Origin of the sequence: Halopseudomonas pertucinogena (genome assembly GCF_014646575.1) — a bacterium.
Lineage (GTDB): Bacteria > Pseudomonadota > Gammaproteobacteria > Pseudomonadales > Pseudomonadaceae > Halopseudomonas > Halopseudomonas pertucinogena.
Window position 1 is genome coordinate 650,694 of sequence record NZ_BMNN01000001.1, and the last position, 20,703, is coordinate 671,396.

The window sequence follows — 20,703 nt, forward strand, 5'->3', positions numbered from 1 at the left end:
GATGTTTACTCTGTTGAAGAATCCGTGGGATTGCCCGGCTCGCTCACCTTGGTCGTGCGGGTAACGGGCTGACGAGCCTTGGCAGGCTTGCTGGCTGTTGACCGGGAGACGCGGGCCTTGCCAGCACCTGCGGGTTTGCCCAGCAGGGCGGGCTTTTCCATCTGGGTTTCGTCATCGGGGGGCGCCGCCTTGGCTCGGGGCTTGCGTGCCGCCGGCTTCTTCTCCGGTGCGGGTTGCAGGTCGCCCTTCTGCTCGCTGTCGAGCAGCTTGATCGCCATCTGCCAGTGGCGGGCGTCTTCACCCTCCGGGCGGCCTTCGCTTTCCCAGATCTGGTAGGCAAGCTCACGTATGCGCTGTTCATTGTTCATGGCGTGGTTTCCTGTGGTTTGGCAGTGACAAGGAGGTTTACCGGGACGTCGTGCAGCAGTTCGCTGACCGGCACCGCTGGCCCGCTGTTCACGGCGGCGCCGGTGAGGGCGCTGAACAGCGGGATTTCCGGCAGGTCGATCAGGGTGTCGTCCCAGTTCTGGGGTGGTATGAAGGGCTGCTCGCTGTCGCGCAGAAGTGGCGCGGCCAGACGGGGCACCAGGACGATCGCCGACTGGTCTGCGTGGCGTCGGCAGAACGCCAGCAGGCGGTCGGCATACCGGCCCTGGAGGCGCAGAGGCTGATAACTGCCATGGCTGAACACCTCGGGCAGGCTGGCCCGGGCGCGCAGCGTGCGTGCGATCAACCACTGCTTGATGTGCCCGTCCTGCCAGCGGCGGAGCAACTCGGCCGGCTCGCTGAGGTGGGCCAGGCTCTGCTGGCGCTGGTCAAAATCCACGGCCCGCCGGTTGTCCGGATCGACCATGCTGAAATCCCAGTACTCGCAGCCCTGATAGAGATCGGGGACGCCGGGGCAGGTCATGCGCAGCAGGCTCTGGGCGAGACTGTTCAGCGCGCCGTTGCACGCGGCCAGGGCCACTGCGTGGGCCAGGGCCCGGCGCAGCTCCGTGCCGTCGCGGTGGGTCAGCAGACGGTCGAGGAAATCGATGCAGGCCTGTTCGTAGGCATGATCAGGCGCCGCCCAGCTGCTGTGCAACTTGGCTTCGCGCAGTGCCTTGTACTGCCATTGACGCACCCGCTCCGCGTAATCACTGCAGCCCTGCTGGCTGTCCGGGTCCAGCCCCAGGGGCCAATGGGCGAACAGCGTCTGGTAGAGCATGAGTTCGTCCGCCGGGCTGGGGGCAGGCTGGCCTGCGACCACCGAGCGCAGCGGCTCGGCCAGTTTGCTCCAGAACCGCGCCTGGATGGCAAACCAGGGCGCGTGCTCGCTGACCACCGCAAGCCGGGCGCGGGCGTCCTCGCCGCGCTTGTGGTCATGGCTGGCAGTAGCCAGCAGCCCACGGGGAAAACGCTCAGCCTGGATCCGGCACTGCTCGTGAAACCAGTCCGGATCGGCGCTGAACCGCTGGGGCTCGGAGCCGACCTCGTTGCGCGACAGCAGAATGGCGGAGCGATAGAAGGCGGTATCCTCCACGGCCTTGGCCGCCACGGGGGCGGTCAGCTGGTGGAAGCGCGCCAGCAGGCGCCGCTGGTAGGCGCGCTTTCTGCCCGGCGGGCTCACCTGCAGCGGGTCGCCACCCAGCCAGTGCTGCAGCTGGTCCAGCACCGGCCAGTCATTGCTGCTCAGCTCCTCGCGGGCGCCGGCCATCGCCTGTTCGAACAGCCGGCGGTCCTGCTCGGAGTGGCCGCAGACCCAGCTGTAGGTGCGGTATACCGGGTAGTGGGTGATCAGGGCGCGCAGGCACCGGCGGATGGATCCCGCGGTGATATCCCGTGTGGCCAGCGTGCAGCGGGCCAGTCGCGCCAGACCCTGGGTCAGGGTCTCGAAGTCCGCTGCCAGCGAGCCGGCCAGCGCCTGCCGGCGGGCGGCACGTGCCTCTTCCCGGAAGTCGGCGCTGCGCCCGGTGGTGGATGTCCATAGCTCGGCGAGCTCGTCACGCCCCCGGGGGTCGTGCTGCAGCAGCGCTACCCGGTTCATGAACTCGTAACCGGTGGTGCCGTCCACCAGCCAGCCGTCGGGCAGCTGCTCTTCCTCGGCAAGGATCTTCTCGACGTGGATGGTGAAGCTCTGGTGATCGTGCGGGCGCAGGCGTTCGATCCGCCGGCGCAGCCGTCGACAGTAGCGATGGGGGTTGGCCAGTCCGTCGATATGGTCGATGCGCAGCCCGTCCACCCAGCCGGCCGCGATCAGCTCGAATACCTTGCGGTGGGTGGCTTCGAAGACCGCGGGCAGCTCTGCACGCAGGGCAACCAGCTCGTTGACGTCGAAGAAGCGCCGCCAGTTGATGTCGTCATTGGCAGTGCGCCAGCTGGCCAGCCGGTAGTGCTGGCGCTCGAGGAGTTCGTGCAGTGCCAGTGCATGCTTGGGCGATTCATTGGAAAAACGGCTCACGGCCTCGGCGATGGCGGGCTCGCTGCCGTCGCGGGCCAGCGCCGCCAGCTCCTGATGGATGTCGTGGCTGATGCGACCGGCATCAAACTGGTCTTCCAGCGCGGCGCAGCGATCGGCAATCCTGACCAGGCTGGCGTCGGCGCTGCCCTGCAGGATATCTGCATAACTGGGCAGGGCGACCGGCAGCTGGTGATGGCCGTGGCAGATGTAGAAGTGGCCGGTCAGCGGCACGAAGGTCAGACGGACGCTGCCCGCCTTGAGGCAGCTGAAGTAGTCCTCGGCGAGGATCGGCAGCAGTACCTTGCCCCGCAGAAAGCGGTCATGACTGTGCCAGTTGATGTCGAAGAAATTGGCGTAGGCGCTGCGGCTGCCCCACAGCAGCACGTCTCGCCACCAGGGGTTGTCATGGTCGACCGCCATGTGATTGGGGACCAGGTCCATGATCAGTCCCATGTTGCGCCGGTGCAGCGCCTCGGCCAGCCGCTGCAGGGCGGCCTCGCCGCCCAGTTCGGGGTTGACGCAGGTGGGGTCGATCACGTCGTAGCCGTGCTGCGAGCCGGGGCGGGCCTTGAGCAGCGGCGAGGCATAGATATGGCTGATGCCCAGATCAGCGAAGTAGTCCACCCTGGCCGCGGCATCGTCCAGGGTGAAGTCGGCATGGAATTGCAGGCGCAGTGTGGCGCGCAGTTCAGTCATCTTGGGAGTTCCTGTCACGTCTTTCCCCGTCCAGGGCCTTGAGCCTTTCCCGGGGGGCAGGTTGTTCGAGCATGCGGGCCGCGGCGTCCGGCCAGCGGCGGCGCCAGTTTGGATGGCGGTCGTCCGAGCCGGGCATGTTGGGTTGTTCGATGCTGGCCATCACGTCCTCCAGGGGCACCAGCACCAGCGGCGCGGGAGTGCGGCCCAGGTAACGCAGGCAGCTGGTCAGGCGTTCGTCATCGTCGGCGGCGGGCAGCTGCTCCTGTTGCAGGGCGCTGTCGAGGATGCGAATTTCCTCGGTGCGCTGTTGCCGGGCGGCAGCTGCGTCTTCGGCATCGATCTGGTCGGTCTGCTGGCGCCAGTGGATGTCATGACCCTCAAGCCAGCCCGCGGTGGTCGGCAGGTCGTGGGTGCTGGTGGTGGCCAGCGCCTCGGCCGACCACTGGCGGGGCGGCGGCAGGACACTGTCCTGCTGCTCGAACTGCAGCACCCGCATGCCGAGTATGCTGCGTTGGCCCAGTATCTCCTGCAGTCCCGCAGGTACCGTGCCCAGGTCCTCACCGATGATCAGTGCGCGATGCCGCCAGGCTTCCAGGGTGAGCAGCCGCAGCAGGTCGTCCATCGGATAGCTCAGGTAGGCACCGCGGCCGGCGCTTTCGCCCTCGGGGATGATCCACAACCGCTGCAGGCCCATGATGTGGTCTATCCGCAGCCCGCCGCTGTGACGCAGGTTGGCCCGCAGCATGTCGATGAAGGCGCTGTAGCCATGCTCCTGCAGGCCGAGCGGCGAGAACGCCGCCACTCCCCAGTTCTGGCCGGTCCTGCTGAGCAGATCCGGCGGTGCGCCTATGCTCACCCGCCCCAGGAGCTGTTCCTGGCAGGCCCAGCCGAAACTGCCGGCCGGATCGGCACCTATCGCCATATCCGCAATGAGCCCGATGCCCATGCCGCTCTCACGGGCAAGTTCCTGGGCCCGGGCGAGGCCGCGGGCGGCGAGCCACTGGCCGAAGGCGTGAAAGTCCAGTTCTCCGGCATGCTGCGCCGCGAACTGGCGAACCTCTGCCGTGTCCGGCTGCTGCCACGGGGCGGGCCATTTCCGCCAGTCAGCCCCCATGCCCTGATCGAGCATGTGACGCTGCAGCGCCTCATGACAACAATGCAGCTGCAGGGCTTCGCCACCCTGGGCCCGGAACTGCTGGAAATCCTGTTGCAGATCCGCCGGCAGTTCTGCCAGCCGGCCATGGAAGTGGCGCAGCAGGGCAAGACGCAGCGCGGAGGCGGCCGGCCAGTCGATCAGATCCAGCTGCTCGAGCTGGGTGGCCTGTTCCTCCAGACCGCACTGGCGCAGAGCCTGGGCCATCTCGGCTTCGCCCAGCAGGGAAGCAGGATCGGCATGGAGAATGTTGTAGTGGTTGCGGCTGGAAGGGGAGTAGGGGCTGTACTGGTCCGGCAGGCTGCTGAACATCGCATGCAGGGGGCTGATTGCCAGTGCATCGGCGCCCAGCGCGGCGGCGCTGCCAATAAGTTGTTGCAGTGCGCCCAGATCGCCCAGCCCCCCATCGTTCTGCCGGCGCAGCGAATAGACCTGGGCGGCAATCCCCCAGATATGCCCCTTGCCGGTGAGTTCGGCCACCGTGGGACAGCGCGATGGTGCGCAGGCCAGGGTCCACTGTTGCTCGCCGCAGCTCAGTTGATGATAACCGCAGGGCTGCGCGGCGAGCCGCCCGTGGCTGTCGACCCGCGCCTCGTGCCGGCTGCCGTCTTCACGCTGAATCGTGCAGTAGCTGCCGGCGGCCAGCCGCCCCCGCAGATCGATGGGCTGATCGGCATCGGTGATCAGCAGCGGGCCTGATTCGGCTGCCGCCTTGCGCCGGCGCAGCTGCCTGAGACTCTTGTCAGCCTGCTCGGGACTGTCAGCCGGCAGGCCAAGCGCGCCCAGCACGCTGCGCAAGGCGTCTTCATCGAGGTTCAGCAGTTTGCCGTGGGCGTCGTTCCACTGGCAGAGAATGCCCGCCTCCTCGGCGAGCTCCCGCAGCGGCTGGCTGATCATGTCGCCGGGTCCAGGATGGCCCGCATGCTGAAGCCCGGCAGCAGCCCGGCATCCTGGGAGAGACTGGCGCGATAGTCATGGATTATCCGGGTGCCGGCCTCCGGTGGGCTGACCTTCACCGGGTGTTCCGACAGGTTCAGCTCGATACGCAGGCGGCTGCCGTCGCCGAGCTTCCAGCGGGCAGACACGGCCTTTTCAGCCAGGATAACGGTGCCATCGGACTCGGTGCCTGGCAGGCGCGGGACGATATGGGCGTGGCGCAGCTGCAGCAAAGTGCGGTAATAGGCGAACCAGTCGGCCTGCAGCGTCGGGTTGCCCGACGCTCGGTCGGGAACCGAGGTCAGGTAGGTGGAGGCGCTGTTCGGGTCAGGAATGCGCTGCCGCAGCAGTTCGTCGGCAAACGCACGGAAGTCGGCAAATTCGTTGCGGCGCCCCTCACGCACGGCTTTGGCCAGGTCCTCCGGGTGGTCGGTGAAATACAGGAACGGTTGTTCGCAGCCCCATTCCTCCCCCATGAACAGCAGGGGAATCATCGGGCAGAGCAGGACAAGCCCGAGTGCGGCCTTTATCCCGCGATGATCGGCCAGGTTCACCAGCCTCTCGCCGAGGGCGCGGTTGCCTATCTGATCGTGGTTCTGCAGGAACAGGATGAACGCGGTGGGGGGCAGGTGGCCGCTGGGCTCGCCGCGGCTCTGCCCGCGGCGGTCGACCTCACCCTGATAGATGAAGCCCTCCTCCAGGCAGCGGGCCAGCTTGATGGTGGTCTCCCTGGCAAAATCCCGATAGTAGCTTTCGTCTTCCCCGGTCAGCAGGACATGCAGGGCATGATGACCGTCGTCGTTCCACTGGGCGTCATAGCCGGCCTCCAGCAGACTGGCCTGGTTGCATTCGTTTTCCAGCATGAGATGCACCTGGCGGTCATCCGGCACGCTGTCGCGGATGCGCTCCGCGAGGTTGAGCAGGAACTCCTGATTGTCGATCGCGTGGACGGCGTCCAGGCGCAGCCCATCCATCCGGTAGTCGGTCAGCCACATCAGCGCGTTCTCGCAGAAGAAGTCGGCAACCTGTGGCCGGCTGAAGTCGATGGCGGCGCCCCAGGGCGTGTCGCTGTCGGCCTGGAAGAAGGAGCTGGCGTACTGCGCAAGATGATTCCCTTCAGGGCCGAAGTGGTTGTACACCACATCGATGAAAACCATGATGCCCATGCCATGGGCCGCGTCCACCAGCTGACGAAGCTGGTCGGGCGTACCGAGGGTGCATTGCGGCGCGAAGGGGAAGACACCGTCGTAGCCCCAGTTGCGCTTGCCCGGGTACTGACTCAGCGGCATCAGCTCTATGGCGGTCACACCCAGTTCCTGGAGCTCGGGCAGGCGCTGGCGGATGCCGTCGTAGCCCCCCATCGCGGCGGGGTGCAGCTCATAGATGACGGTCTCGTGCCAGGGCCGGCCGCGCCAGTCGTTGTTGCGCCAGATGAAGGCGCCCGGATTGTCCACGCAGCTGGGGCCATTGACCCCCTGCGGCTGATAGCGGGACGCCGGGTCGGGTACCGAAATCCGGTCGTCGATCAGAAACTGATAATGGGTTCCCGCCCCGCACAGCACCCGCGCGCTGTACCAGCCCTCATCCTGATGATGAAGGCTGTGAACGCTGCCGTCCCCCAGGCGGACCGCCACGCTGCTGGCGTCGGGCGCCCACAGCGAGAAGACCGTGCCGCCGTCCGGCTGGACGGTGGCACCGTGCATGTGGGTCAGTTCGCGCATGCCAGCGCTCTCCGACCATGGGCGGCAATGGCATCGGTATGACTGTCGATGAGGCGGCGGTACAGCCGGTCGTAGGGTTTGACCGATTGCTGCCAGTAGAGCGGTGCGGCCATCGCCTTGCAGCGCATGGCGTTGAGCAGCAATGGGCGGCGATGTACGTTGAGCGCCCGGCGAATGGCCTGCAGATAGCTGTCGGCGGTGGGTTCGCGGAACAGGAACCCGGAGACCCCGTCCTCGATGGTGTCAGCCAGCCCGCCGGTGCGGCGGGCGATGGGCAGTGACGCATAGCACTGCGCGTAGATCTGACTCAACCCGCAGGGCTCGTAACGTGAGGGCATCAGCAGGAAGTCGCTGCCGGCGATGATGCGCCGGGCTTCGGTCTCGCAGAACTGCAGATTGACCCCGATACGCCCGGGATGGCGGCGGGCCAGCTCTTCCACCTGCCGTTCCAGCGCGCGCTCGCCCTGGCCGATGATGGCTATCCGGCCACCGGCGGCGACGATTTCGTCAGCCACCGCGATAGTCAGGTCAATGCCTTTCTGATGGACCAGGCGGGAAACAACGGCGAACAGAGGGGCATCCTCTTCGGCAAAGCCGAAGCGGCGCTCCACATAACGGGTATTGGCCCGCTTGCCTTCCCACTGGTTGGGCGCAAAACCCTCAACAAGGCGGGGGTCGGTGCGGGGTTGCCAGCTGTCATCGATACCATTGACGTGGCCGCTGAGGCGCCGCTCCCGTGCCTTCTGGCGCAGCAGACCTTCCAGTCCGCAGCCGAATGCGGGGGAGGTTATCTCGTGGGCGTAGGTCTGGCTTACGGTGGTGACCTGGGTGGCGTAATTGATGCCTGCCTTGAGGAAGGACAGGTCACCGTAGTATTCCATTCCGTCCTGGGTCAGGGCTTCCTCCGGCAGACCGAGTTCGACCCGGCAGTCGGCGGAGCACAGGCCCTGATAGGCCAGGTTGTGGATGGTGAATACGCAGGGAGTACGCTCGCCGCTCCATTCCATGTAGGCCGGGGTCAGACCGGTGGTCCAGTCGTTGGCATGAACCAGATCCGGCTGCCAGTTGCGAACACCCTGGCCGGCGGCGATACGGGCCGCAGCCAGGGACAGGCGGGCAAAGCGGATGTGATTGTCGGGCCAGTCCTGGCCCTGGGCGTCGCCGTAGGGGTTGCCCTCGCGGTCATACAGCTGCTGGCAGAGCACAACGTAGACGGTGAGTTGATCCGGCAGGGTCATCTCGCCGATCAGGCACGGCGGTATGGCGCCCAGCCCCGGCAGCTTGCCGACCACCCGAATCGGCAGGCCGCTGCGGATGACCTGGCGATAGCCGGGAATCAGTACCCGAACCCGGTGGTGCTTGCCCAGAGCGCGGGGCAGGGCGGCGGACACGTCACCCAGGCCGCCGACCTTCACCAGATCGGTGATCTCGGGGGTGACGAAAAGAATATCGTGTGCAGTGTTTCCTGGCGGCGAAGGCATCGCCTGAACATGCAGCTGCGGTTGCGATTGTGTTTTGATGCGTTTGAACGACTCTCCCGGCAGGACCGCCGCAGCATTTCCCATACCATCCTCCAAACCCGATATCTGTTGTCTGTAATGAGAGATGGCGGTTTGCAGCCATTGCGCATACCGACGCTCTGTTTTCCATCACTCAATTCAGTGACCGGTGGGTCTCGGAGAAGTTTCGACTTTTTTGTCCGCTCAGCGCAGCGGCAAGGGGAACTTTGTTGCGGCCTCCGGCGCTCTAAATCCGCATGACTGAACGCAACGAAGGAGGCTGGCTGATGCACAAACTGAAGGCGGTGGTGGACTTTCTGGAGAACCAGAAACTGGTGCTGGCGACCGCCGAATCCTGCACCGCAGGGCTGATTGCAGCACGCCTGGCCGAGGTACCCGGCAGCGGTTCGGTGATGGAGTGCGGCTACGTTGTGTACGCTGTTGAAGCCAAGCGCCGCATGCTCGGCGTCAACCAGCAGACCATTGACGAGTTCGGCCTGACCAGCGAAGAGGTGGCGCGGGAAATGGCGCTCGGGGCGCTGGAGCGCTGCGGTGCGGACGTGACCCTGGCCGACACCGGCCTGGCCGAAGCGGAGGGCGAGCTAGACGGCACCATCTGTTTTGCCTGCGCGATGCAGGTCAAGGGCAGGCCGGAGGTGTTCAGCGAGACGCTCAAATTTCCGGGCGAGCGCAACGAGGTAAGGGAGCAGGCGGCCAGGCATGCGTTGCTGTCGCTGGAACGCTATGTGGGCATCCTGCGGGGCAGCCCGGACTGAGCGCCGCCGGCTACCAGAATCCTTTGGGGTGGCGTTCCTCCACGGGTGGCAGGATGACGCTGAACCCCTCGCGGAACAACGTACTCAGGTGCGTGTCCAGCACCATGTTGTTGATCGACTCCAGCCCGCCCGATACCCGGCGGCAACTTCCGTCCACCGTCAGCAGCAACTGGTGTTGAACCTGCAGGCTCGCCTGATCCAGCTGGATCAGGTAATGACTGGCATGGGCATTGTCATTGGCACTCACCTGCAGACAGAGCTCCGGCGGATTGCCCCCGGTATGCACGGTCGCCTGCAGGCCGGCCTCCCGGGCTGACAGCGCGGCCTGCTCGAATACCGGGGCGGCGCGGGCGAGCAGAACCTCGCTGTAACGGCGTTTCAGCTCGTCAGGAGAAATATCGTGGTTCATGGTCAATCCCCGATCGTGTGGTTGTGCGTTTGGAGTGCTCGGGGGCGGGCGGGTTCCGACATCCCGTCGCGCTGGCCAAAAATAACGCGAACCTCTGTGGCAGGTGGGTCTCCAAATAATCGGGTGCCCTGCACCTGCATGTTAAAAACTGATTGGAGGCCAAGCACATGACCCAACGTAGAGGTGGTAAAGGCAATTTCGCCGAAAATCCGCAACGTGCATCGGAAGCAGGCAGAAAGGGAGGTCAGGCCAGCGGCGGCAACTTCAAGAACAACCCGCAGCGCGCCGCAGAAGCCGGACGCAAGGGCGGGCAGCAGAGCAGACGGAGTTGAAGGATGACAAGCAGGGGCCACACGGCCCCTGTTTCGCAGACGCTGTGGCATGCGTGGTGGTTGCCGAAATGCCGACTGGATCATTTTCCGGCTCTGCGGAGCAGTAGCCGGACCTGATAACCGCTGTTATGCTTCTGCTTCATTTCGCCCTTTCCGGGCTCGTCTCAAGAGGTAAGCATGAAGCGGAATCTGCTGGCAGCCACAGTGGCAATTGGTATCGTGACCCTGATGGGCTGCAACAAGGAAAAGGAACCCGAACTCACGACCTCCATCCAACAGGCCTCCTACGGGATCGGTCTGAACCTGGGCCAGAGCCTGGCGCAGGATGGACTCAACGAACTCGACATCGACGCGCTGACGCTGGGCATGAAGGACGCTCTGGGCGGCACCGATGCGCGCGTCGATGAAAAAGACATCATCGCCGCCTTCGGCGACCTGCAGGCCAGCCTTGAAGCCCGTGCAAACGAGGCTGACGAAGAGGCACAGCAGGCCGGTGCCGACTTCCTGGCGGAGAACGGTGCCCGTGATGGCGTGATCACCACCGAGTCCGGTCTGCAGTACGAGGTTCTCGAATCCGGCGACGCCGAGGGTGCCCAGCCGGGTGCTTCCGATGTCGTTACCGTTCACTACGAAGGCCGGCTGATCGACGGTACCGTGTTCGACAGCTCGCTCAGCCGTGGCGAACCCATCGATCTGCCGGTGGCTCAGGTCATCCCGGGGTGGGTTGAGGCGCTGCAGCTGATGCGTGTCGGTGACAAGTGGAAAGTGACCATTCCCAGCGAACTGGCCTACGGCCCCGCCAGCCCCAGCCCGCTGATCCCGCCGAATTCGGTGCTGGTCTTCGATATGGAGCTGCTCGGCATCCAGGGTCAGGATGAGGGTCAGGAGCAGGATCAGGAATGAGTTGAAAGGTAACACCGGCGAAGGCGCGATGCAGACGCATCTCCCGTTCGCGGTGTTACCGTTATGCACAATCTCCGGATAACAGCAAACGCTTTGTTGTTATTCGGAAGATTTATCTCCCGCCTTCGTTAAATTCCTGTTTTTACTCGATTTTTTTCCTCTGAACAAAAAATGTTCAGCTCGGCAGGCGCCCGTGCGGATGCGGCTTTGGTCGAGTTTCTCAGTGGTTGTTCACAGAGTTATCCACAGTAACTGTGGGTAACCGCGTAACGGGTATGAAGCGGAGGGCAGGGCGGAGGTTGGATCAGTAACCCGCCCGGCAAGCCGGGCGGGTAGATGAGAGATGAGGACGGGCCGGCGGTCGGAACGTGAAGCAACTCAGCTGGCGCTGGCCACCTGACGCTGCAGCTCCAGCAGATCGATCAGGATATGGCCGGTCTCAGCCAGGAAGGGGTCCTCCCCCTTGTCTTCGTCTGCCTCGCCGCCGGGCAGCAGGCTGGCATCCTCGAGTGGGTCATCCTTGTCCAGTTCGGTCAGCAGCTCCTCGCCCAGGGCCTTGCGTCTGGCGTTTTCCAGGGCCAGCAGACGGTCTTCGAACTCCTTCTGCTCGGCGCGGCGCTTCTCCTCGTTCAGCGGCAGATATTCGCGCTCCTGCATGGCCTTGTTCAGGTCGATGCGTGCCAGGGTGTAAACGAACTCGGGGTCCCGGGCGGCCCGCGCCTGGTGCCGGTCGATCAGCTGCGGGATCAGCGGGCTCAGCATGGTGTCGGCCCGGTAGGGCACCGCCGGAATGGTATCCCAGGGCAGCGCGCGGGGCAGGCTGCTCTCGCCGATATCGACCGTCTCCAGAAGGGAGGGGTAGGTGATGTCCGGCACCACGCCGCGATTCTGCGTGCTCTTGCCGGAGACCCGGTAGAATTTGGCCAGGGTGAACTTCAGCTCGCCATGGTTGAGCGGCTGGATCGATTGCACGGTACCCTTGCCGAAGGTGGCCTCGCCGATGACCAGCCCGCGACCGTAATCCTGCACCGCGCCGGCGAAGATCTCCGACGCCGAGGCGGAGAGCTTGTTGACGATGACTGCCAGCGGGCCGCTGTAGGCGACCCCGGCGTTCGGGTCATCCAGCACCTGGACATCACCGCGGGCGTCACGAACCAGCACACTGGGGCCCTTGCCGATGAACAGGCCGGTCAGCTCGGTGGCCTCCTGCAGTGACCCGCCGCCGTTATTGCGCAGGTCCAGCACGATGCCGTCTATGTTCTCTTCCTGCAGCTCGCTGAGCAGGCGGCGCACATCCCTGGTGGTGCTGCGGTAGTCCGGATCGCCACGGCGGTAGGCCTTGAAGTCGATATAGAAGCCGGGCACCTCGATCACACCGATACGGTATTCCTTGCCCTGCTCATTGAACTCCAGCACCGATGACTTGGCCGCCTGGTCTTCGAGCTTCACCGCTTCGCGTACCAGCGCGACCTCGCGGGTGGTCATGTCGCTGGGCGGGTTGCTCGCCGGTATGACTTCCAGGCGCACCGAGGAGCCCTTGGGTCCGCGAATCAGCTTGACCACTTCGTCCAGACGCCAGCCCACCACGTCGACCATCTCGCCCTTGCCCTGGGCTACGCCAATGATGCGGTCGGCCGGGGCCAGCTGCTTGCTCTTCTCTGCAGGCCCCGCCGGCACCAGGCGGACGATCTTGGTGTAATCGTTGTCGCTCTGCAGTACCGCGCCGATGCCTTCCAGTGACAGGCTCATGTTGATGTCGAAATTCTCCGCATTTTCCGGAGACATGTACTGGGTATGCGGGTCGTAGACCTGGGCCAGGGCGTTGATGTAGTTCTGGAAGATATCCTCGCTGCGGGTCTGGGACAGCCGCTTGTGCTGATTGGCGTAGCGTTTCTCCAGCAGATCCTGGATGGCGTCGGTATCCCGGCCGGCCAGCTTGAGCCGCAGGACCTCGTCCTTTATCTGCTGGCGCCAGAGGGCTTGCAGTGCCTGCTCGTCCGCCGGCCACTCGGCTTCTTCGCGGTCGATGAGGATGCTCTGGTCACCGGTGAAGTCGAGCTTGTCGACGCCTTCTTTCAGCAGCCGCCGAGCATAGACGATGCGCTGGTCGGCTCGCTGCAGCTGGCGGGTGTGCATGGCGAAGCCGACACTGAGGTCGCCCGCCAGCAGCAGGTCATCGAACTTGTGACGGTAGGCCTCGAAATCCCGGATATCAGCCGCGGTAAACAGGCTGCGCTGGGGATCGAGGTGGCGCATGTAGGTGTCGAATACCTCGCTGGAGAGCGCATCGTCCAGGCGGATACGGTTGTAATGATGGCGGCGCAGCAGCTCGACGGTATTGAGGCTGGCGATCATCTGTTCCCGGGTCGGCTGCAGGCTCTCCAGATCCAGCACGGGCGTGACGCCATCGGTGCCTTCGGCCACCGCCGTGCCGACGCCGAGGCACAGCAGAGCGATGAGGCAGGATTTGCGCAGGGTATTTGAAAGAGTCATCTGGAGTATCGTGTCCCGAGAGGTGAGGGTATGCTTTAGTGCTCGCAGGGGACGACGAGGTTCCCGTTTCAAGCCTGATTGACTGTTTAATATTGGGGGCACCGTGAGAGGATTGCAAGCTGAAGGCGGGGTTCTGAGCTGGCGGCAGGAGCAGGCTGCGAGCCTGCAGCCGGGACAGGTTCGGGTGCGGATAAAGGCCGCCGGAATCAATCGCGCAGACCTGTTGCAGAAGGCCGGTCACTACCCGCCACCGCCCGGCACCACTGACATTCTCGGACTGGAATGCGCTGGCGAAGTCATCGAGACGGCGGGCCAGAGCCGCTGGCAGCTGGGCGACCGGGTATGCGCATTGCTGGCCGGCGGCGGAATGGCTGACGAGGTGGTGGTCGACAGCCGGCATCTGCTGCCGGTGCCGGAGCACATGAGCTGGGAGGATGCCGCGGCCATCCCCGAGGTGTTCAGCACCGCCTGGCTCAATGTGTTCGAGCTGGGTGCTGCTCAGCCCGGCGAGAAGGTAGTGATCCATGCCGGTGCCAGCGGCGTCGGAACCGCGGCGATCCAGCTGTGCAAGGCCTTCGGCAACCCCTGCTGGGTGAGTCTGGGGAGTCAGGAGAAGCTGGATGCCTGCATCGCGCTGGGCGCCCAGGGCGGGGTCCTGCGGCAGAACGGCATCGGCGGTCTGCGCGAACATGGCCCGTTCGACGTGGCGCTGGACCCGGTGGGCGCCAGCTATGCGCCCGAGCACCTCGACCTGCTGGCGCAGGATGGCCGCTGGGTGATCATCGGTCTGATGGGCGGTCGCAAGGCCGAGCTGGATCTGGCCAGACTGCTGGTGAAACGGCTGCAGATCACCGGCTCGACCCTGCGCACTCGCAGTGACGACTTCAAGGCGGGGCTGCTGGCGCGGATGGAGGAGCGGCTCTGGCCGCTGTTCGAATCCGGCGAGCTGAAGCCGCTGGTAGCGAAGACCTACCGTTTTGATGAGGTGGACGATGCCTTTGCCGAGCTGGCGAAGGATCAGATTGTCGGCAAGATAGTGCTGCTCAACGAGTGATCGGGGTCTGTGCCGGGTCGAGGCCCGGCACAGGGCCGGTCATATCTGTTCGGCATTCAGAAATGCAGTCAGCACCTGCTGCAGGTAGGCCACATCCTTCACCCCGGCCAGTTCACGGATCGAATGCATGGCAAAGGTCGGCGCGCCGATGTCCACGGTACGCACGCCCAGCCGGCTGGAGGTGATCGGGCCGATGGTGCTGCCGCAACCCATGTCGGTTCGCACGACAAAACTCTGCACCGGTACGCCGGTCTGCTCGCACAGATGACGGAACAGCGCCGCGGTTTCGCTGCTGGTGGCGTAGCGCTGGTTGCTGTTGATCTTGATCACCGGGCCAGCGTTCAGCTGCGGGCCATGGTTGCCATCATGGCGGTCCGCGTAATTCGGATGAATGGCATGGGCATTGTCCGCCGAGACCAGCACCGAGCGCTGGATGGTGCGGATGCGCTGACTGTCGTCCGGCAACAGCCGACGGAGCACATCTTCCAGGAAGGGGCCGTCGGCACCGCAGGATGACGCCGAGCCGACTTCTTCATGATCCGTGCACACCAGCAGGCTGGCCTGATTGTCATCACTGGCCAGCAGGGCTTCGAGGCCGGCATGGCAGGACAGCTGGTTGTCCAGGCGCGCTGCGGCGATGAACTCGTTGTCCAGCCCGATCACCGCCGGCGCCTGAGTGTCGTAGAAGCTCAGTTCGTAATCCAGCACGGTCAGCGGACCGTGTTCCGGGTGGCGGCTGTGCAGCTCGCTGGCGAGCAGCGCGCGCAGGTCGCGGTTGGGCTCGATAGCGTGGGCCAGTACCGGCGGCAGGTCCGTCTGCGGGTTGACCGCGAAACCGTTGTTGACGTCACGGTTGAGGTGGATTGCCAGGCTCGGAATGATGGCGATCGGACGTTCGAAATCGATCAGCAGGTTGAGCAGCCGGCCTTCGGCATCGCGGCAGGTCACTCGTCCGGCGAGTGACAGGTCGCGGTCGAACCAGGGTGCCAGCAAGGCTCCGCCATACACCTCTACGCCCAGTTGCCACAGGCCGTGGCGGCTGAGTTCCGGCTGTGGCTTGACCCGCAGGCAGGGGCTGTCGGTATGCGCACCGATCATGCGGAGGCCATTTTCCAGCGCACCGGGCTGGCCCAGGCTGAAGGCGATCAGTGAAGACTGATTGCGCAGCACGTAATAGCGCCCGCCTTCCTCGATATTCCACTCGTCGCGCTCGTCCAGTGGCTGGTAACCGGCGGCCTGCAGGCGCTCGGCCAGGGTCTGCGCCGCGTGGAACGGGGTGGGGGAGGACTGGATGAAATCGATCAGGCTCAGGCTGGGATCGCTGTACAAGGGGTGACTCCTCTGCTTCAGAACGGGGCCGGGCAATCGAAGGTCAGGCGCTCGCCGGTCTGCGGATGGTTGATTTCCAGGCGGGCAGCATGCAGGGCCAGGCGCGGGCAGGCTTCCAACGCGGCGCCCTCGGCATACAGCCGGTCGCCGAGCAGCGGGTGGCCGATGCTCAGCATGTGCACCCGCAGCTGGTGCGAGCGGCCGGTGATCGGGGTCAGTTCGACCCGGCAATGCTCGGCGTGGCGCTCGAGTACCTGCCAGAAGGTCTGGGCCGGCTTACCCTGCTCATGATCGACGATATGCCTCGGCTTGTTGGGGGGATCATACCGCAAGGGCAGATCGATGTGTCCGGCGTCCGCGGCCGGCTGTCCCCAGCACAGCGCAATGTAGCGCTTGCCGGTCTCGCGGTCATGAAACTGCCGTGACAGCTCCCGGTGGCTGTCCGGGTCGCGGGCAATCACCAGGATGCCGGAGGTCTCCCAGTCCAGCCGGTGGACGATGCGCGCTTCCGGGTAGCCGTTTTCCTGCAGCCGGGTGATCAGGCAGTCCTTGTTGTCTTCCGCGCGGCCGGGCACCGACAGCAGCAGGGTAGGCTTGTTGACGATCAGAAAGGCCGGATCCTCATGGAGGATACCGATATGGGTAAGGGGCATGGGGTTACCGGGGCGCCGCCGGGGCGGCACCTGTTGCAGATCAGCGGTCGGGCAGGGTGATGTTCAGTTCCAGGATCGAGCAATCGTCCTGGTTGTCCAGCGCCACATGCACCTGCTCGCGGTCAATGGGTACGTACTTGCTGATCACGTCGATGATTTCCTGCTGCAGCTGCGGCAGGTAGTCGGGCTGGCTGCGCTGGCCACGTTCGTGGGCGACGATGATCTGCAGGCGCTCCTTCGCCACCGAAGCAGGGGATTCCTGCTTCTTTCGACGGGTGAAGTAGTCGAACAGGCTCATGGGTTATCCTCCGAACAGGCGCTTGAGCAGCCCTTTCTTCTGGGCTTCGAGGAAGCGGTGGGGGACTTCCTTGCCCAGCAGGCGATCGACCGCGTCGCTGTAGGCCTGACCGGCATCGCTCTTGTCATCCATGATGACCGGGATGCCCTGGTTGGAGGCCTTGAGCACCGCCTGGGATTCGGGGATCACGCCCAGCAGCGGGATCGAGAGGATATCCTCGACATCGCTGACCGAGAGCATTTCGCCGGTTTCCACCCGCTCGGGGCTGTAGCGGGTCAGCAGCAGGTGTTCCTTGATGGATTCGCCCTGCTCGGCGCGTCGGGACTTGCTGGACAGCACGCCGAGCATGCGGTCGGAGTCACGCACCGAGGACACTTCCGGGTTGGTCACCACGATCGCCTCGTCGGCAAAGTACATGGCCAGGTGGGCACCCTTCTCGATGCCGGCTGGGGAGTCGCAGACGATGTAATCGAAGGTTTCCTTCAGTTGATCGAGTACGCCCTGTACCCCTTCCAGGGTCAGCGCGTCCTTGTCCCGGGTCTGGGACGCGGGCAGGATGAACAGGTTGTCGGAGCGCTTGTCCTTGATCAGCGTCTGGTTGAGATTGGAGTCGCCGTTGATCAGGTTGACGAAGTCATAGACCACGCGACGCTCGCACCCCATGATCAGGTCGAGGTTGCGCAGCCCCACATCGAAATCGATGATGACCGTCTTGTACCCGCGCAGAGCGAGCCCGGTACCGATGGCAGCGCTGGTAGTGGTCTTGCCAACGCCCCCCTTGCCTGAAGTGATGACTAGGATCTTTGCCAAAATGACCTTCCTGACTGATCTTTGATGTAGTTATGGGCGCGCACAGTAAGCTGATGCTGAGCGCTGTTTCGCGACATGTCCGGGTGACTGCAAGCGACTCCAGACCACGGCATACGGGCGTTTCCGAATGGGGAAACAGTATCTGTCAAAGGGCTGCTATCTTCAAGCTGTCGCCTTCCAGGGATATCTGCACCGCCTCCTTCCACTGCTGCCGGCGCAGGTCTTCCGCGACCTTGTACTGTCCGGCTACCGACACCAGCTCGGCCTCCAGCGACTGGCAGAAGATCCGCGCCTGGGTGTCTCCCCGCACCCCGGCCAGTGCTCTGCCGCGCAGAGGGCCGTAGACATGGATATGACCGTCGGCAAGCAGCTCCGAGCCGGCACTCACCGGTGCCAGTACGATGAGGTCGCCGCCGGGGGCATAGACCTGCTGGCCGGAACGCACCGGCTGGGTGATGACCCGGCTGGGCGTGGCCGCACTGGTATCCGCCGGAGCGGCCGCGGTGGGCATGTCGGCTGGTTGTTGGGCAACGGTTTGCGTGGTCGGTTCCGCTGCTTCCAGAGACTTTTCCCGGGACCGGCCCGGTGGCAGCAGTACCAGGCTGGCCTGCTGGGCCAGCGCGCGATAGTTGTCCGGGCCGCGCAGCGCCACCGGCAGCAGACCGTGGTCGCGGCAGATGCGCAACAGGGCGATCAGGCCGGAGATGTCCAGCGTGTCGTCGAGTTTTTCCAGACTGATGAGAACCGGGGTATCGCCAAAGAAATTCGGTGCCTGCTCGACCTTCTCCGCCAGCTGGATGGCGAAGCGTTCCGGTGACTGTCGCACCAGCTCCACCACGGTCATGGCCAGCATACCGCCCTTGAGGTTGAATACGGGGTCGCTATCGAGCAGGTCGAGGTTCGAGTTGGAAGTCATGATGGGTCCTGGATCGTTTGGTGGGCACACTTATATAGCCTGAAATGGCAGTCCGCAAGCCGAATCCGGGAATGCCGGCGGTTCGCGGTTTTCCCTGCGGGACCCGGGGCGGGTAGAATGTGCGCTTCGATAATTCTGATGGTTGTACCGATGACGCGTCCCCCCTTCACCGCAGCGCTGCTGCACCCCCGTTACTGGCCCATGTGGATCGGGCTTGGTCTGCTGTGGTTGATCGTGCAGCTGCCCTACCGTCTGCTGCTGGTGCTGGGGCATGTGGTCGGCTGGTTCATGTACCTGTTCATGGCCGAGCGCCGGGAAATCGCCCGGATCAATCTTGCGCTGTGCTTCCCCGAGTGGAGCGAGGATCGACGGCAACGGGTGCTGCGGGAGAATTTCACTTCCAACGGCATCGCCCTGTTCGAAATGGCCATGGCCTGGTGGTGGCCCAGGCGGCGTCTGGCGAAGCTGGCGCGAGTCGACGGGGTGGAACATCTGCGCGAGGCCGCGGCAGCGGGTAGGGGGGTGGTGCTGATGTCCGCCCATTTCACCACGCTGGAGATCGGCGCAGCGCTGCTCGGTCAGCAGGCGACCATTGACGGCATGTACCGGGCGCACAGGAATGCCGCCTTCGACTATGTGCAGCGTCGCGGTCGCGAACGGCATAATGCCGATGCGGTGGCGGTGGAGCGCGACGATGTGCGCAGCATGCTCAAGTCGCTGCGCAAGGGGCGCGCCATCTGGTACGCACCGGACCAGGATTACGGTCGCAAGGCCAGTGTGTTCGTGCCGCTGTTCGGTATTCCTGCCGCTACGGTGACGGCGACAGCGACCTTCGCCCGGCTGGGCAAGGCGCTGGTGGTGCCCTTCACCCAGACCCGGCTGCCGGGTGGAAAGGGCTATCAGCTGACAGTGCACCCGCCATTGGAAAACTTTCCTGCGGGGGACGAAGAGGCCGATGCGCTGCGCATCAATCAGTGGGTGGAGCAGGTGATCCTGCAGCAGCCGGAGCAGTACATGTGGGTCCACCGGCGTTTCAAGACCCGGCCCGAGGGTGAGGCCAGGCCCTATCCGCCGCGGCGGCGCAAGCGCCGCAGAAACCGCAAGCGCCGGAGTGCGGAGTGAGCCCCTTCGGCGCCGGTATAAACGATAATCTGGCGCTGATCCTGTCCGGCGGCGGCTCCCGTGCCGCCTACCAGGTGGGGGTGCTGGCGGGCCTCAGCGAGCTGACGCCGCACAGCACTCCCAACCCGTTTCCAATCATCTGCGGCACTTCGGCCGGGGCCATCAATGCCCTGGCGCTGGCCACCCATGCAGGCAACCTGCACCAGGCGGTGGAAAGCATGCTTGAGGTCTGGGGCGGCTTTCGCAGCCATCAGGTCATGCGTACCGACTGGCCGGGCCTGCTCGCCCAGGCCTGGCGCTGGTCGCGCACCAACCTGCTGGGCGGGGGAGGCGAGCGGATTACCGCCTTGCTGGACAACCGGCCGCTGCGCGAGCTGCTGGCAGCGCGGATGCGCTTCGGTTGTATCGAGGAGGCGCTGCAGGCCGAACAGCTGCGTGCCGTCTCGGTCTGCGCCTTCGACTACAACAGCTCGCGCTCGGTGTACTTCTACCAGAGCCGCGGTCGCATCGCTCCCTGGCGCCGGCACCGGCGCGTCGGGGTGCAGACGCGGCTGGGGCTGGATCACCTGATGGCATCGGCCGCGATCCCGCTGCTGTTCCCTCCGGTACTGCTCAATCGCAGCTGGTACGGTGACGGGGCGGTACGTCAGCAGTCACCGCTGAGCCCGGCCCTGCACCTGGGCGCCAATCGGGTACTGGTGATCGGTGTCAATCATCGGGGCACGGAGCCCGCCGGACATCAGCCGGGGCCGACGCTCAAGGCACCGGCACCGCCCAGTCTGGCGCAGCTCGGCGGGCATCTGCTGCACAGCACCTTCATCGACAACCTGGAAACGGACCTGGAGCAACTGGAGCGGATGAACCATCTGGCCAGCTACCAGCCGCTGGCGATGCGCAACAGCGACAGCGGTATCCGCCACGTCGATGTACTGGTCATGTCACCCAGCGAGCCGCTGGATGTGATCGCCGCGCGCCATCGCAGCGACCTGCCGGCGGGACTGCGGCTGTTCCTGCGCGGCAGCGGTGCCACCCGCAGTTCCGGCAGCGACCTGCTCAGCTACATGCTGTTCGAGCAGCGCTACTGCAGCGAGCTGATCGCCCTGGGGCGCCGGGACGCGCTGGCCAGGGCGCAGGAGCTGCGCCGGTTCCTGGCGCTCTGACAG

At 64.9% G+C, this 20,703-nt stretch carries 18 protein-coding genes; 6 read left to right on the forward strand and 12 right to left on the reverse strand.

What is annotated here, in order from left to right; all coding sequences use genetic code 11:
* Positions 1–5 precede the first annotated feature (5 nt).
* The 5 genes from IEW63_RS03060 to glgA are packed head-to-tail and all read right to left on the reverse strand — an operon-like array spanning position 6 to position 8,427.
* Positions 6–368 (reverse strand): DUF2934 domain-containing protein, encoded by a 363-nt coding sequence (locus IEW63_RS03060; RefSeq protein WP_188635103.1) that lies wholly within the window; start codon positions 366–368, stop codon positions 6–8.
* A complete protein-coding gene (gene treY, locus IEW63_RS03065; protein WP_188635104.1) occupies positions 365–3,136 on the reverse strand; it encodes a malto-oligosyltrehalose synthase in 2,772 nt (923 codons plus the stop codon). Before treY ends, IEW63_RS03060 begins: the two co-directional genes overlap by 4 nt.
* A complete protein-coding gene (gene malQ, locus IEW63_RS03070) occupies positions 3,129–5,186 on the reverse strand; it encodes a 4-alpha-glucanotransferase (RefSeq protein WP_188635105.1) in 2,058 nt (685 codons plus the stop codon). The genes treY and malQ overlap by 8 nt, the downstream gene beginning before the upstream one ends.
* On the reverse strand, positions 5,183–6,946 hold the full coding sequence (treZ, locus tag IEW63_RS03075) for a malto-oligosyltrehalose trehalohydrolase (protein ID WP_188635106.1): 1,764 nt from the start codon (positions 6,944–6,946) through the stop codon (positions 5,183–5,185). Before treZ ends, malQ begins: the two co-directional genes overlap by 4 nt.
* A complete protein-coding gene (glgA, locus tag IEW63_RS03080) occupies positions 6,934–8,427 on the reverse strand; it encodes a glycogen synthase GlgA (protein WP_188635107.1) in 1,494 nt (497 codons plus the stop codon). The genes treZ and glgA overlap by 13 nt, the downstream gene beginning before the upstream one ends.
* 305 nt (positions 8,428–8,732) lie before the next feature.
* Here glgA and IEW63_RS03085 point away from each other — a divergent pair, with 305 nt between their 5' ends.
* Positions 8,733–9,221, forward strand: coding sequence for a CinA family protein (locus IEW63_RS03085; RefSeq protein ID WP_188635108.1), 489 nt, complete (start codon positions 8,733–8,735; stop codon positions 9,219–9,221).
* A 10-nt stretch (positions 9,222–9,231) separates the two neighbouring features.
* On the opposite strand, the gene IEW63_RS03090 is transcribed toward IEW63_RS03085, so the two are convergent.
* Complete coding sequence (locus tag IEW63_RS03090) at positions 9,232–9,630, reverse strand: hypothetical protein (protein WP_188635109.1); 399 nt, start codon at positions 9,628–9,630, stop codon at positions 9,232–9,234.
* A 167-nt stretch (positions 9,631–9,797) separates the two neighbouring features.
* On the opposite strand from IEW63_RS03090, the gene IEW63_RS03095 reads away from it, so the two are divergent.
* Together IEW63_RS03095 and bamJ are read left to right on the forward strand one after the other, a co-directional pair.
* Positions 9,798–9,962: a con-10 family general stress protein gene (locus IEW63_RS03095; RefSeq protein WP_188635110.1), complete on the forward strand. Its 165-nt coding sequence runs from the start codon at positions 9,798–9,800 to the stop codon at positions 9,960–9,962.
* A gap of 177 nt (positions 9,963–10,139) precedes the next feature.
* Positions 10,140–10,865, forward strand: coding sequence for a BamJ family beta-barrel-assembly machinery protein (bamJ, locus tag IEW63_RS03100; protein ID WP_188635111.1), 726 nt, complete (start codon positions 10,140–10,142; stop codon positions 10,863–10,865).
* Between the two features lie 378 nt (positions 10,866–11,243).
* Here the strand turns inward: bamJ and IEW63_RS03105 are convergent, their stop codons facing one another.
* Positions 11,244–13,358: a carboxy terminal-processing peptidase gene (locus tag IEW63_RS03105; protein WP_188635112.1), complete on the reverse strand. Its 2,115-nt coding sequence runs from the start codon at positions 13,356–13,358 to the stop codon at positions 11,244–11,246.
* A 103-nt stretch (positions 13,359–13,461) separates the two neighbouring features.
* On the opposite strand from IEW63_RS03105, the gene IEW63_RS03110 reads away from it, so the two are divergent.
* Complete coding sequence (locus IEW63_RS03110) at positions 13,462–14,412, forward strand: NAD(P)H-quinone oxidoreductase (RefSeq protein ID WP_188635113.1); 951 nt, start codon at positions 13,462–13,464, stop codon at positions 14,410–14,412.
* 39 nt (positions 14,413–14,451) lie between these two features.
* On the opposite strand, the gene IEW63_RS03115 is transcribed toward IEW63_RS03110, so the two are convergent.
* From IEW63_RS03115 to minC, 5 genes are all read right to left on the reverse strand, one after another.
* Positions 14,452–15,741 carry a M18 family aminopeptidase gene (locus IEW63_RS03115; RefSeq protein WP_188635114.1) on the reverse strand — a complete coding sequence of 430 codons (1,290 nt, stop codon included), beginning with the start codon at positions 15,739–15,741 and terminating at the stop codon, positions 14,452–14,454.
* 17 nt (positions 15,742–15,758) lie between these two features.
* On the reverse strand, positions 15,759–16,394 hold the full coding sequence (locus IEW63_RS03120; protein WP_188635115.1) for an RluA family pseudouridine synthase: 636 nt from the start codon (positions 16,392–16,394) through the stop codon (positions 15,759–15,761).
* A 40-nt stretch (positions 16,395–16,434) separates the two neighbouring features.
* Positions 16,435–16,692 (reverse strand): cell division topological specificity factor MinE, encoded by a 258-nt coding sequence (gene minE, locus IEW63_RS03125; protein ID WP_188635116.1) that lies wholly within the window; start codon positions 16,690–16,692, stop codon positions 16,435–16,437.
* Between the two features lie 3 nt (positions 16,693–16,695).
* The gene (minD, locus tag IEW63_RS03130) at positions 16,696–17,502 is read right to left on the reverse strand and encodes a septum site-determining protein MinD (protein WP_188635117.1); all 807 of its coding nucleotides are present in this window, start codon (positions 17,500–17,502) and stop codon (positions 16,696–16,698) included.
* 145 nt (positions 17,503–17,647) lie between these two features.
* Entirely contained in the window at positions 17,648–18,418 is a 771-nt protein-coding gene (gene minC / locus IEW63_RS03135; RefSeq protein ID WP_188635118.1) for a septum site-determining protein MinC, read from the reverse strand.
* A gap of 150 nt (positions 18,419–18,568) precedes the next feature.
* Between minC and IEW63_RS03140 the strand changes: the two genes are divergently transcribed.
* Positions 18,569–19,540, forward strand: coding sequence for a lipid A biosynthesis lauroyl acyltransferase (locus IEW63_RS03140; protein WP_188635119.1), 972 nt, complete (start codon positions 18,569–18,571; stop codon positions 19,538–19,540).
* Entirely contained in the window at positions 19,537–20,700 is a 1,164-nt protein-coding gene (locus IEW63_RS03145) for a patatin-like phospholipase family protein (protein ID WP_229710301.1), read from the forward strand. The genes IEW63_RS03140 and IEW63_RS03145 overlap by 4 nt, the downstream gene beginning before the upstream one ends.
* Positions 20,701–20,703: the final 3 nt, after the last annotated feature.